This is a genomic window from Geodermatophilus sp. DSM 44513, assembly GCF_032460525.1.
Classification (GTDB): domain Bacteria; phylum Actinomycetota; class Actinomycetes; order Mycobacteriales; family Geodermatophilaceae; genus Geodermatophilus.
Genome location: NZ_CP135963.1, coordinates 4,112,579 through 4,125,252, shown reverse-complemented (window position 1 = coordinate 4,125,252; position 12,674 = coordinate 4,112,579). Strand labels below are relative to the sequence as shown.

Annotated in this window: 10 protein-coding genes; 8 read left to right on the top strand and 2 right to left on the bottom strand. The window is 70.8% G+C overall.

Annotation, left to right across the window (positions count from 1 at the left end):
- Window positions 1-33 precede the first annotated feature (33 nt).
- From dnaK to trxA, 6 genes are read left to right on the top strand one after another with little or no spacing between them, the layout of a single operon-like run.
- Window positions 34-1,923 (top strand): molecular chaperone DnaK, encoded by a 1,890-nt coding sequence (gene dnaK / locus RTG05_RS19945; protein ID WP_166526565.1) that lies wholly within the window; start codon window positions 34-36, stop codon window positions 1,921-1,923.
- Window positions 1,924-1,933: 10 nt separating this feature from the next.
- Entirely contained in the window at window positions 1,934-2,557 is a 624-nt protein-coding gene (locus RTG05_RS19940) for a nucleotide exchange factor GrpE (RefSeq protein WP_315912075.1), read from the top strand.
- Window positions 2,557-3,591: a DnaJ C-terminal domain-containing protein gene (locus tag RTG05_RS19935; protein WP_166526564.1), complete on the top strand. Its 1,035-nt coding sequence runs from the start codon at window positions 2,557-2,559 to the stop codon at window positions 3,589-3,591. The genes RTG05_RS19940 and RTG05_RS19935 overlap by 1 nt, the downstream gene beginning before the upstream one ends.
- A complete protein-coding gene (locus tag RTG05_RS19930; RefSeq protein ID WP_166526563.1) occupies window positions 3,588-3,950 on the top strand; it encodes a chaperone modulator CbpM in 363 nt (120 codons plus the stop codon). The genes RTG05_RS19935 and RTG05_RS19930 overlap by 4 nt, the downstream gene beginning before the upstream one ends.
- 1 nt (window position 3,951) lies before the next feature.
- Window positions 3,952-6,588, top strand: coding sequence for an ATP-dependent chaperone ClpB (clpB, locus tag RTG05_RS19925; protein WP_166526562.1), 2,637 nt, complete (start codon window positions 3,952-3,954; stop codon window positions 6,586-6,588).
- Window positions 6,589-6,599: 11 nt separating this feature from the next.
- The gene (gene trxA / locus RTG05_RS19920; protein WP_166526561.1) at window positions 6,600-7,052 is read left to right on the top strand and encodes a thioredoxin; all 453 of its coding nucleotides are present in this window, start codon (window positions 6,600-6,602) and stop codon (window positions 7,050-7,052) included.
- A 284-nt stretch (window positions 7,053-7,336) separates the two neighbouring features.
- On the opposite strand, the gene RTG05_RS19915 is transcribed toward trxA, so the two are convergent.
- Window positions 7,337-8,983: a phospholipase D family protein gene (locus tag RTG05_RS19915; RefSeq protein WP_315912074.1), complete on the bottom strand. Its 1,647-nt coding sequence runs from the start codon at window positions 8,981-8,983 to the stop codon at window positions 7,337-7,339.
- Between the two features lie 433 nt (window positions 8,984-9,416).
- On the opposite strand from RTG05_RS19915, the gene RTG05_RS22430 reads away from it, so the two are divergent.
- Both RTG05_RS22430 and RTG05_RS19910 read left to right on the top strand, forming a co-directional pair.
- Window positions 9,417-10,211 carry an STAS domain-containing protein gene (locus RTG05_RS22430; protein WP_396349616.1) on the top strand — a complete coding sequence of 265 codons (795 nt, stop codon included), beginning with the start codon at window positions 9,417-9,419 and terminating at the stop codon, window positions 10,209-10,211.
- Window positions 10,212-10,601: 390 nt separating this feature from the next.
- Window positions 10,602-11,573, top strand: a complete 972-nt coding sequence (locus tag RTG05_RS19910) for a S1C family serine protease (protein WP_315912591.1) — start codon at window positions 10,602-10,604, stop codon at window positions 11,571-11,573.
- A 1-nt stretch (window position 11,574) separates the two neighbouring features.
- Here RTG05_RS19910 and RTG05_RS19905 read toward each other — a convergent pair whose 3' ends face one another.
- A complete protein-coding gene (locus tag RTG05_RS19905) occupies window positions 11,575-12,666 on the bottom strand; it encodes a calcium:cation antiporter (protein ID WP_208104676.1) in 1,092 nt (363 codons plus the stop codon).
- Window positions 12,667-12,674: the final 8 nt, after the last annotated feature.

The window sequence follows — 12,674 nt, the reverse complement described above, 5'->3', positions numbered from 1 at the left end:
ATTCCTCTTCCTACGAGCACACAGGAGGTTGAGATGGCCAAGGCCGTTGGTATCGACCTGGGCACCACGAACTCCGTCATCGCCGTCACCGAGGCCGGCAAGCCCACCGTCATCGCCAACGCCGAGGGGTCGCGCACGACCCCGTCGGTGGTGGCGTTCACCGAGTCCGGGGAGCGGCTGGTCGGCCAGCTCGCCCGCCGGCAGGCGATCCTGAACTCCAAGGGCACCATCTCCTCGGCCAAGCGGTTCATCGGCCGCCGCTACGAGGAGGTGGCCAGCGAGAAGGACGCGGTCACCTTCGACGTCGTCCCCGGCCCCGAGGGCGCGGTGCGGTTCGACGTCCGCGGCAAGCAGTACGCGCCGGAGGAAATCTCCGCGCAGGTGCTGCGCAAGCTGGTCGACGACGCCGCCAAGTACCTCGGCGAGAAGATCACCGAGGCGGTGATCACCGTGCCGGCGTACTTCAACGACGCCCAGCGGCAGGCCACCCGCGACGCCGGGCGGATCGCCGGACTCGAGGTGCTGCGGATCATCAACGAGCCCACCGCGGCGGCGCTGGCCTACGGCCTGGACAAGAAGACCAACGAGACGGTGATGGTCTTCGACCTCGGCGGCGGCACCTTCGACGTCAGCCTGCTCGACGTCGGCGACGGTGTCGTGGAGGTCCGGGCCACCGCCGGTGACGGGCACCTGGGCGGTGACGACTTCGACCGGCGGATCGTCGACCACCTGGCCGAGGAGTTCCAGCGGGCCGAGGGCATCGACCTGCGCAAGGACCCGCAGGCGCTGCAGCGGCTGTTCGAGGCGGCGGAGAAGGCCAAGGTCGAGCTGTCCTCGGTCACCCAGACCACGGTCAACCTGCCGTTCATCACCGCCGACGCCAACGGCCCCAAGCACCTGAACACCACCCTGATGCGGTCGACGTTCGAGAAGATCACCGCCGACCTGGTCGAGCGGTGCATGGGCCCGGTGCAGCAGGCGATGGCCGACGCGAAGGTCACGGCCAACGACATCGACGAGGTCATCCTGGTCGGCGGCTCCACCCGGATCCCGGCCGTGCAGAACCTGGTCCGCCGGCTGACCGGCGGCAAGAACCCCAACATGTCGGTCAACCCCGACGAGGTGGTGGCACTCGGTGCCGCGCTGCAGGCCGCGGTGATCAAGGGCGAGGTCAAGGACGTCCTGCTGCTCGACGTCACCCCGCTGTCCCTCGGTGTGGAGACGATGGGCGGCGTGATGACCAAGGTCATCGAGCGCAACACCACGATCCCGGCCCGCCGCTCGGAGGTCTTCTCCACCGCCGAGGACAACCAGCCCGCCGTCGACATCGTCGTGCTGCAGGGCGAGCGCGAGCGCGCCTCGGACAACCGGGTGCTGGGCCGATTCCGGCTGGAGAACATCCGTCCCGCGCCGCGCGGGGTGCCGCAGATCGAGGTCACCTTCGACATCGACGCCAACGGCATCCTCAACGTCACCGCCCGGGACAAAGACACCGGGCAGCAGCAGCGGATCACCATCAGCGAGTCCTCCAACCTCGACAAGGCCGAGGTGGAGCGCATGGTGGCCGACGCTCAGCAGCACTCCGCCGAGGACGCCCGGCTGCGTGAGCTGGTCGAGGCCCGCAACACCCTCGACTCGGCCGCCTACCAGGTGGAGCGGCGGCTGAGCGAGCTCGGCGACGCGGTGCCGGTGCACGAGAAGGCGCGGGCGGAAATGCTCGTCGGCGACGCCCGGCAGGCGGTCAAGGACGACACTGCGCCGATCGACCGGCTGCGGTCGCTGACCGGCGAGCTGCAGCAGGTCTTCCACGGCATGGCCGCGGGCTCCTCCGGCGGTGCCGGCGCTGCCTCCGGCGGCGGCGGGCCGTCGTCGTCCGGCGGGTCGGACGACGACGTGATCGACGCCGAGGTCGTCAACGAGTGAGGTGAGAACGATGGCCAACCAGGACATCCGCCCGGCCAGGCCCGACGCGTCCACCTCGGCGCCCCGCGCCGCCGACGGCGGTGCGGGGCCGGAGGTCGCCGACCCGGGCCTGCGGGTGACCGAGCTGCAGGAGCAGGTCACTGATCTGGAGCGTCAGGTGGCCGAGCTGGAGGACCGGTGGCGGCGGGCGCTGGCCGACCTGGACAACCTGCGCAAGCGCTACGAGCGCGACTCGGCGCAACAGCGCGCCCGGGAGCGGGCGCAGGTCGCCGCGGCCTGGCTGCCGGTGGTCGATCATCTGGAGCTGGCCCTGGCGCACGCCACCGCCAACCCGGCGGCGATCATCGACGGGGTCCGCGGTGTCCGGGACCAGGCGCTGGCCGTGCTCGCCGGGCTCGGCTACCCGCGACGTGACGATCTCGGCAGCACCTTTGACCCGGCTCGGCACGAGGCGGTGGCCGCCACCCCGGCCCCCCACGTGCCGGCGGGCACGGTGCTGGAGGTGGTGCGCCCCGGCTACGGGGAGGGAGAGCAGCAGCTGCGCCCGGCGGCCGTGGTCGTCGCCGCCGCCCCCGTCGCCCCCGACGGGGTCAACGGGGATGGCGGTGATCGGCGGGATGCGGGAGCGCGGTGATGGCCGACCGGAACTACTACGCGGCACTCGGGGTGGCCCGCGGCGCCAGCCAGGAGGACATCCAGCGGGCCTACCGCAAGCTCGCCCGGCAGTACCACCCCGACGTCAACAAGGACCCCGGCGCCGAGGAGAAGTTCAAGGAGATCTCCGAGGCCTACGACGTCCTCTCCGACCCCGAGACCCGCCGGCGCTACGACGCCTTCGGACCCGACTTCCGGCAGGTCCCCGAAGGAGTTGATCCGGAGACGTGGCGTCGGGCGCGTTCGGGCGCGACGGCCGGGGCCGGCGCCAGATCCGGACCGGGCTGGTCGTCGGGCTGGCCCGGCGGCTCCGACGGCGAGCAGGTGTGGGTCGGCGGCACCGGGTTCGGCTCCGGCGGCTTCGGTGAGGGCATCGACCTTGATGACCTGCTCGGTGGCATGTTCGGCGGCCGCGCCACCGGACCCCGCGGCGCTGGCCGGACCCGCCAGGGCTGGGGTCAGGTGGCCGGCGCGGACCAAGAGTTCGAGCTGGAGCTGTCAGTCCAGGATGCCTACACCGGTGGGCGCCGCTGGTTGACCGTGCCGGGTCCGGACGGCCAGCGCAGCCTGGAGGTCAACATCCCCGCCGGCGTGACCGACGGGCAGCGGATCCGGCTGGCCGGGCAGGGCGGGGCTGGCAGCGGTGGCGCGCCCAACGGCGACTTGTACTTGGTCGTGCGGCTGGCGCCGCACCCGCGCTACCGGGTGGAGGGTCGCGACCTCTACCTCGACCTGCCGCTGGCCCCGTGGGAGGCGGCGCTGGGCACGTCGGTCGCTATCGAGACCCCGGGCGGGGAGGCGAAGGTCAAGGTGCCGGCCGGTACCTCCAGTGGGCGACGGCTGCGGCTGCGTGGTCGGGGGCTGCCCAACCCCCGCGGTGAGGCGGGCGACCTCTACGCCGAGGTGCGGATCGTGGTGCCGCACCGGCTGACCGAGGAGGAACGCAGACTGTTCGCTGAGCTGGCCGCATCCTCGACGTTCGACGCGCGCAAGCAGGCTAGGAGGCGGTCATGACCTACGCCCTCGTCCGCCGGGACCGGGGGCCGCTGCTGGATCTGCACACCTTCGCGACCCGGGCGCGGCTGCACCCGGAGCTGGTGCGCCGGCTGGTCGCGCTCGGATTACTGGAGGCCGAGCGGGACGCGGGCGGCCGGCTGTGGCTGGCGCCGGCGGAGCTGGCGACGGTGGCTCGCATTCAGCGGCTGCGGGCCGGGTTCTCGCTCAACTACGCCGCCGTCGGTTTGGTGCTGGATCTGCTCGACCGCATCGAGGAGCTGCAGACCGCGCTGCGGCGAGCCGGCCAGCCGGCGGGCACGACAACCACTCACATCACCACAAATCAGACCACGACACGGACGTTCATCGGAGGCTGACGTGGACCTCAACCGACTGACCCAGAAGTCCCAGGAGGCCCTCCACGAGGCGCAGACCAAGGCGCTGCGGTTCGGCCACACCGAGGTCGACGGCGAGCACCTGCTGCTCGCGCTGCTCGACCAGCCCGAGGGCCTGACCTCGCGGCTGCTGTCGCAGGCCGGCGCCGACCCCGACGCACTGCGCACCGACCTGGAGGCCGAACTGGGCCGCCGGCCGAAGGTCACTGGCCCCGGCACCGCACCCGGGCAGGTGTATGTGACCCAGCGGCTGTCCCGGCTGTTCGACACCGCCGAGCGGGAGGCGCACCGGCTCAAGGACGAATACGTCTCCGTCGAGCACCTGGTGATCGCGCTGCTCGAGGAGGGCAGCAACACCGCGGCCGGACGGCTGCTGCGCTCGGCCGGCCTGACTCGGGACAAGTTCCTGTCGGCGCTGACCGACATCCGCGGCAACCAGCGGGTCACCTCGGCCATGCCCGAGGTTGCCTACGAGGCCCTGTCCAAGTACGGCCGCGACCTGGTCGCCGAGGCCGACACCGGCAAGCTCGACCCGGTCATCGGCCGCGACACCGAGATCCGCCGCGTGGTGCAGATCCTCTCCCGCAAGACCAAGAACAACCCGGTGCTCATCGGCGACCCCGGTGTGGGCAAGACCGCGATCGTCGAGGGTTTGGCCCAGCGGATCACCCGCGGCGACGTCCCCGAGGGGCTGAAGGACAAGACGATCTTCGCCCTCGACATGGGCTCGCTGGTGGCCGGCGCGAAGTACCGCGGCGAGTTCGAGGAACGGCTCAAGGCGGTGCTCAACGAGGTGCGGGCCGCCGAGGGGCGGATTCTGCTGTTCGTCGATGAGATGCACACCGTCGTCGGCGCCGGCGCCGCCGAAGGCGCGATGGACGCCGGCAACATGCTCAAGCCGATGCTGGCCCGCGGCGAGCTGCACATGATCGGCGCCACCACGCTGGACGAGTACCGCAAGCACGTGGAGAAGGACGCCGCGCTGGAGCGCCGCTTCCAGCCGGTGATCGTCGACGAGCCCACGGTGGAGGATGCCGTCTCCATCCTGCGCGGCCTGCGCGAGCGGCTGGAGATCTTCCACGGCGTGAAGATCCAGGACTCGGCGCTGGTCGCGGCGGTCACCCTGTCCCACCGCTACATCTCCGACCGGTTCCTGCCGGACAAGGCGATCGACCTGGTCGACGAGGCCTGCGCGATGCTGCGCACCGAGATCGACTCCATGCCCGCCGAGCTCGACGAGCTCACCCGCCGGGTGCGCCGGCTGGAGATCGAGGAGGCCGCGCTGGCCAAGGAGAGCGACCCGGCCAGTGCCAAGCGGCTGGAGGAGCTGCGCCGGGAGCTGGCCGACCTGCGGGCCGAGGCGGACGCGATGCGCGCCCAGTGGGAGGCCGAGCGGCACGCGCTCCGCAAGGTCCAAGGGCTGCGCTCGGAGCTGGAGCAGGTGCGCCAGGAGGCCGAGGCAGCCGAGCGGTCCTACGACCTGAACCGGGCCGCGGAGCTGCGGCACGGGCGGCTGCCGGAGCTGGAGCGGCGGCTGGCCGCCGAGGAGGAGCAGCTCGCGGCCAAGCAGGGCGGTCAGCGGCTGCTGCGCGAGGTAGTCACGGAAGCCGAGATCGCCAACATCGTCTCCCGGTGGACCGGCGTCCCGGTGTCCCGGCTGACCGAGGGGGAGCGGGACAAGCTGCTGCGCCTGGACGAGATCCTGCACGAGCGGGTGGTCGGGCAGGACGAGGCGGTGCAGCTGGTCGCCGATGCGATCATCCGCGCCCGGTCGGGGATCAAGGACCCGCGCCGGCCCATCGGCTCGTTCATCTTCCTCGGCCCCACCGGTGTGGGGAAGACCGAGCTGGCCCGCACCCTGGCCGCGGCGCTGTTCGACACCCCGGACAACGTGGTGCGCCTGGACATGAGCGAGTACCAGGAGCGGCACACCGTCTCCCGGCTGGTCGGCGCCCCGCCCGGCTACGTCGGCTACGAGGAGGGCGGTCAGCTGACCGAGGCGGTGCGGCGCAAGCCCTACTCGGTGGTGCTGTTCGACGAGATCGAGAAGGCGCACGCCGACGTGTTCAACACGCTGCTGCAGGTCCTCGACGACGGCCGGCTGACCGACGCCCAGGGCCGTACGGTCGACTTCCGCAACACCGTGGTGATCATGACCTCCAACATCGGGTCGCAGTACCTGCTCGACGGGGTCACTGGCGGCGGGGAGATCAAGCCCGAGGCGCGGGAGGCGGTGATGGCCGAGCTGCGCGGGCACTTCCGGCCGGAGTTCCTCAACCGGGTCGACGACATCGTGCTGTTCAAGCCGCTGACCCTGGCCGAGATCGAGACCATCGTCGAGCTCATGGCCGGTGACCTGCGGACCCGGCTGGCCGAGCGGCGGATGCGCCTGGAGCTGACTGAGGACGCCCGCCGGTTCATCGCCGGCCAGGGCTTCGACCCCGTCTACGGTGCTCGGCCGCTGCGCCGGTTCATCGCCCGCGAGGTCGAGACCCGCATCGGTCGGGCGCTGCTGACCGGGGACATCCTTGACGGGGCCACCATCCGCGTCGACGCCACCGACGCCCAGCTCGTCGTCCGGTGGGACAACCCCACCGGCGACGAGAGGGCTGTCGCCTGAGGAGGGCTGAGATGACCTCACCCACCATCGTGGCCTGTCCCAGCTGCGGCCGCCGCAACCGGGTGCCCGCCGACGCGGCGGGCACCCCCCGGTGCGGGCAGTGCCACACCCCGTTGCCCTGGATCGCCGACGCCGGCGAGTCTGACTTCGCCGAAGTCGTTGAACGGGCCCCGCTGCCGGTCCTGCTGGATCTGTGGGCACCGTGGTGCGGGCCGTGCCGCATGGTCAGCCCCGCCCTGGAGGAGCTGGCCCGCACCTTCGCCGGCCGCATGAAGCTGGTCAAGGTCAACATCGACGCCGCGCCGCAGATCGCGCAGCGGTTCACCGTGCAGGCCGTGCCCACCCTCATGGTCCTCGACCACGGGCGAGTCGTCACTCGTCAGGCCGGCGCGGCACCCGCCCCGGCCCTGCAGAGCTGGCTGGAGAGCGCGCTGTCCACCGCTGGCAGCGCCACCGGCGGGTGAGCCTGTCCGATGAACCGGCGCGCACGGTCAGCGGCTGCATGGGGCCGCTGACCGTGTCGCCGGCCGTCTTCGAGAAGTGCACCAGCACGCGTTCTCAACCAGTGCTGAGCCACCGCGGGAACCTCAGGCCCCGACGTTCCTGGTCTGCCACAGGTGATTGGAGGTGGCCGCGGCCGAGGCGACCCGGGCCGTGCCAGCGGCGCCCGGCCGGGTAGTTCCAGCGCCCGTGGCTGCGGGTTTCGTCCACGCAGAGCGCCACCCGCCGGACGGGCCCTGATCGTCGATCAGAACTGCTTTCGCAGGCGCATCCGCCACGGCCGGCCGTCTGGGTCGTACGCCAGGTCGTAGAGGGGAGCGACCAGTCGGCGGCCCCATTGTTCGCCGCGGTGTCGTGGATGGCTGCGCAGGCGCCCGGGCGGCCGTGGCCCGCGGCATCCTTTCGCATACCAGGCGTCCAGTCGTGCGGCCGCGTAGCGGACCGCGTCGGCCGCGCAGTCCGCATCGAGCAGATCTTTATCTTCGCCGGCGGCGCGGCCCAGGTGCTCGCGCATCAGGGTCAGCCGCAGCTCCCGAGCGAAGTGACGGGCGCCGTCGCCCAACCCTCCTGGATCCAGCGGATGGCGGTCGTCGAGCTGCTCGTCCACGATCGCAGCGGTCAGCTCGGAATCGTGCGTCCACGATCGCCGGTTGAGGTTCGCGCTGCCGACGGCGGCCCACACGTCGTCGATGATGCACACCTTGGCGTGCACGTAGATCGGGCGTCCGGCCTCGTTCTCCGGGTTGACCACCTGGACCCGGTCTCCGCCGGCGGCCAGCACGCTCTGCAACGCAGCGGACTGACCCAGGAAGTAGGCCGGCAGGTCCAACCACCCCTCCTGGTCGGGATAGCGCGGTACCACGGCGATGAGCTGCAGTGACGGTGACCGGCGAAGCGCAGCGGCGAACACGCGGGCCACCTCCCGTGACCACAGGTACTGGTCCTCGACGTACACCAGCCGGCGCGCCCGGGTCAGCGCCTTGGCGTAGCCGCGGGCCACGCTGCGCTCCCCGTGCGGAGCGAAGGGATAGGCGGGATGCCGCCGGGGATAGCTGCGCAGCAACTGGACGGTGCAGCTGCCGGCAGGTTCTGCTGGTGGAGCCGGTGGAGGAAGCGGTCGGGCCGACTGGGGCAGTCCGGACAGCCGGGCGGGGATCGTGTGCCAGGGCAGCCGGGTCAACCGGGCCGGGTCGGTCCACCGCTGACGGAACACCGTCTCGACGTCCCGCACGACCGGACCACGCAGCTCCAACTGGACGTCGTGCCAAGCCGGCGTGGGCCCGTAAGCCCGGCTGAACGGTCGCGCCTGGATGTCGCCGGTGTGGGACACGTCGTCTCGGCGGGCGTGCGCGACGTCGATTCCGCCGAGGAAGGCCACCTCGGTGCGCCCGGTCACCACCACGAACTTCTGGTGGTGGCTACCCAGGGCGCGCACCCGTTGATCGAGCAGGATCTGCCCGCCCGCGTCGTTCACCGCTCGGGCCAGCTCGCGGTGCGCTTCGAGGCTGTAGCCCAGCGCTGCCAGGTGTGAATGCCACAGCAGCCCTCGAACCAGAACTCCCCGGTGTGCCGCGGCGATGAGCATGGCGGCGACCGAGGGACCTGCGTCATCAAGCAGCTGATCGGGGTCGGCGCGCCACCCGGCCAGCAGAACGACGTCCCCGCTGCCCGCCTGCGCCACGGCCTGGGCGAGCGCAGGCAAGTAGCTGCGACCGTGCACCAAGGCCTGCACGACATTGCCCTCACTCCACGCGCTCATCCCGAAGGCGTCGTTGCCGCGCTCAGCGAGGGACAGCAGCCACGGACTCGTCCGGTCCTGCAGCCAGCGCGCCCAGCGCGGATTCCCTCTGGGCCACAGGGCTTCCTGAGCCGCCGGGAACACGCGTGGCCCCACAACCGGGTCCTCTCCTGTCAGTCGCAACCAGGACTGGGCGAGCCGGGACCTCACGCGTTGAGGTAGCCCCGGATTCACGAACCGGTGGCATCATGTCGCGCGATGCTTCGCGGGGCAGGCAGCGGTGGGCGGCAGACCGCCGCCCGCGGCGGAACCGATAACCCTGTGGTGCCTCTGGGCGGTACGCGCGGACACGGACCACACCGGCCATGCGACAGGATCCGCAGCCAAGTCCACCAGGCCACACCGGCCCCACACCACGTGGCAGCCGCGCGATGCCTGTGGGCAAGACCGGTCGCGGACGGCGGCAGCGAATGGGCTGCACGGAACCAGGGCCTCGTGAGCGAGGCCTTATGGCCGCTCGGAGAGCCCGGGCAAGTCATCGGTCGGCACCAAGCGCGCGGCGACATCGCGGAACTTGGTGGGGGTCCGTATGGAGATCCGGCCCAAGGCCCGGTGGGCGGGAAGCCGGAACCCTTCCTTCAGGGACGGCCTTGGCCGGCTCGATAACCGCTGCCGCTGGGCAATGTTGTCCTGCGGGCGCCGCTCCCGTATCTTGCAGTCAGGGTTCAAACGCCAGAGCCCGGGCTGTTCGCCCGTTCGGTGCCTGCTCAGACGGTTGCTGTCTGCGCGGGCATCGCTGGACCCCCCTGCCCGGAGCCTGCTCGTGCTTGACCGCCCTCCTTCCCGCCCTGTCCTTGTGAGGCAACGCCCCGCCGGTCAACTCACTGTGGGCATCGACCTGGTCGCCGGCCGCATCACCCTCGCTGGCGAACTGAATCGGCAAACGGCTCATCATCTGCTCGATGCAGCGCGCACCCTGAGCGCCGTCCCGCTTCCGCGATGGATCATGGACGCCGAACAACTGCAGTTCTGTGACTCCATCGGGCTCAGGGCTATCAGCGCTTGCTACCGCACGGCACTCAGGCACGGCGCCACGATGAGAATTGTGGGAGCCACCCGCGGCTTGCGGAGAGCGCTTGCCGCCCTCCGACTGGACAACCACCTGATGGACGGCGATTGCGCCGCTGAGGAAGTCGACGCCGACAGGGCTTATCCCCTCGCCAAGGTGTACCAGTTCCCAGGGACCCAACCGCGGCCCTCAGCCGCCCCGTCGCCGCACACGGCGGCTCAGCCCTCGCCCTTGTCCGGCCGAGATCCAGAGCGGGATGGTCCCGGGTCCCAGGGCGGCACGCCCACGTACGGCTGGTGCCGCGCCAGTAACTGACGCACGCGATCTGGCGTTGATCGGTTTCACGGTCACAAAGCCTGGGGCGCTGGCGCGCAGGTGCACTTGCGCACCAACGGAAGCTCTGCGCGGACAAGTCAAGAGTCAATGGCGGGGAAGTGATGCCGATGGTGCTGTGGCCGACGGTCACCTTGATCGGCTTCCTCTTGCTCACTACCGTGATCGTCGGACTGGGCAGGAGCTCAACAGCCCGTTACGAGGAGCTGCAGAAACGGGGATCATCGGACACCCCTCGCGGTCGGCTGACAACACCGACCGTCACGGTCGAGAAGTCGGATGTGGCGTGAAGATGATCGAAACCCACCGCCGAGTTCACGTAGCGCGCCGCCTGCCATGGCCAACATGAGAATGCGAAGGTGTGCCGTGGTGATGGCAGCGGCACTGGGAGTTGCTGGCTGCACGGGAGACACCTTCACGCCCCCGAACCAGGAAAGTCCTCCACCGGCAGCGGCAGCCGACTTCGCCGACGTGGTGGAGGCGGTCGCGCCGAGCGTCGTGACGGTTCGCACCGTCGACGGTGTCGGTAGCGGTGTGGTCTTCCAGGATGACGTCGTGTTGACAAACCAACACGTCGTCATGGATGACCAGGAGGTGAGCATCGACTACGCCGATGGCACTTCCTCCGCCGGAACTGTGCTGGCCACCGATCGCGTCACGGACCTGGCCGTCATCCGTACGTCTCGGAGCGGGTTGCCGGTCCCGGAGTACCGCACCGAACTTCCGCGGCCGGGTGAGCCCGTCCTCGCGATCGGCGCCCCGCTCGGCCTGGAAGGGACGGTCACCGCAGGCATCGTGTCCGCGCTGGATCGCGAGATCCCTGCCTCGGCATCGGCGAGCCGGGCGCTGGTCGATCTCATCCAGGTCGACGCGGCGATCTCACCGGGCAACTCCGGCGGGGCCCTCCTCGACGCGGCCGGACGGGTCATCGGGATCAACGAGGCGTACATCCCGCCGACGGTCGGCGCCGTGTCCCTCGGGTTCGCGATCCCCGCGGCGACTGCCGTGGATGTCGCCGAGCAACTGCTCGCCGATGGGCGGGCCATCCACCCCTTCCTCGGCGTCTCACTCGCGCGGATCACCCCACAGATCGCAGAACAGCTCGGCGTGCCGGATCGGCAAGGGGCGCTCGTGCTGGGGGTGCAGCCCGGCGGGCCGGCCGACACCTCCGGCGTCCGGGCCGGTGACGTGATCGTCGAGTTCGATCAGCGGACCGTGTCCACGGTCGAGGACCTTCTCGACTTCCTGCGGGACACCAGCCCCGGCCACGAGGTGCCCCTCACCGTTGCCGGGCCCGAGGGCAGCCGAGAACTCACGGTGGAGATCGGATCCGTCGGCGGTTGACTCACGGATTGGCGGCGAGGAAGACGAAAGCCGCGCACAGCACCAGGTGCACCGCGGCTTGCAACAGCGTCGACCGTCCGGGCATGACGGTGAGGATCCCGACCGCCGCGGTCAGCACCAGCAACGCGATCTGCACAGACCCGAGGCCAAGCAGCAGCGGCCCGGGCAGCCAGATGGAGACGACCGCGATCGTCGGAATCGTCAGCCCGATGCTGGCCATCGCCGAGCCCAGCGCGAGGTTGAGGCTGATCTGCACGCGGTCGCGGAGCGCGTTGCGGACCGCGGCGAGGGTCTCGGGCAACAGCACCAGCACGGCGATGATCACGCCGACGAAGGACGCCGGAAGACCCACGCCGGTCACGGCCTCCTCGATGGTCTTCGACTCCACCTTCGCCAACCCCACCACGCCGACCAGCGCAGCCACGAGCAAGGCCAGGCTGGCCAGCGCCGAACGGGTCGACGGCGGCGCGGCATGCTCGCCATCGTGGCGGGGCTGGTCGCCGCCGATGGCCTCCTCGAGCTCACCGCCGTGGGGCGGCAGAAAGTAGTCACGGTGGCGGATGTTCTGCACGAAGACGAACAGCCCGTACAAGGCGAGGGAGACGATCGCGGCGAACACCAGCTGTGCCGGTGAGAACGTCGGGCCGGGCGCACTCGTGGTGAACGTGGGGAGCACCAGGCACAACGCGGCCAGCGTCATCACCGTGGCCAACGCCGCACCGGTGCCTTCGGCGTTGAACATGGCCACCCGGCGACGCAGCGCACCGATCAGCAGGGCGAGCCCCACGATCCCGTTGCAGGTGATCATCACGGCGGCGAAGACGGTGTCCCGGGCCAGGGACTCGGTTCCCGGCCCGCCGGAGAGCATCACGCTGACGATCAGTCCGACCTCGATGACGGTCACGGCCACGGCAAGGATGAGCGACCCGAACGGCTCCCCGACCCGATGGGCGACCGTCTCGGCGTGATGCACCGCCGCCAGCACCGAGCCAGCCAGCAGGCCGGCGATCGCCACCTCGGCCAGCGGCGGAACCTGCCGTCCCCAGGCCAGGGCGAGCACGGCGACGGCCAGGAGCGGAACGACGACGGTCACAGAGCCAC

Coding starts and splice junctions, on each gene's coding strand:
- dnaK (WP_166526565.1), top strand. CDS start 34: ATGGCCAAGGCCGTTGGTATCGACCTGGGCACCACGAACTCCGTCATC.
- RTG05_RS19940 (WP_315912075.1), top strand. CDS start 1,934: ATGGCCAACCAGGACATCCGCCCGGCCAGGCCCGACGCGTCCACCTCG.
- RTG05_RS19935 (WP_166526564.1), top strand. CDS start 2,557: ATGGCCGACCGGAACTACTACGCGGCACTCGGGGTGGCCCGCGGCGCC.
- RTG05_RS19930 (WP_166526563.1), top strand. CDS start 3,588: ATGACCTACGCCCTCGTCCGCCGGGACCGGGGGCCGCTGCTGGATCTG.
- trxA (WP_166526561.1), top strand. CDS start 6,600: ATGACCTCACCCACCATCGTGGCCTGTCCCAGCTGCGGCCGCCGCAAC.
- RTG05_RS22430 (WP_396349616.1), top strand. CDS start 9,417: ATGGAGATCCGGCCCAAGGCCCGGTGGGCGGGAAGCCGGAACCCTTCC.
- RTG05_RS19910 (WP_315912591.1), top strand. CDS start 10,602: ATGGCAGCGGCACTGGGAGTTGCTGGCTGCACGGGAGACACCTTCACG.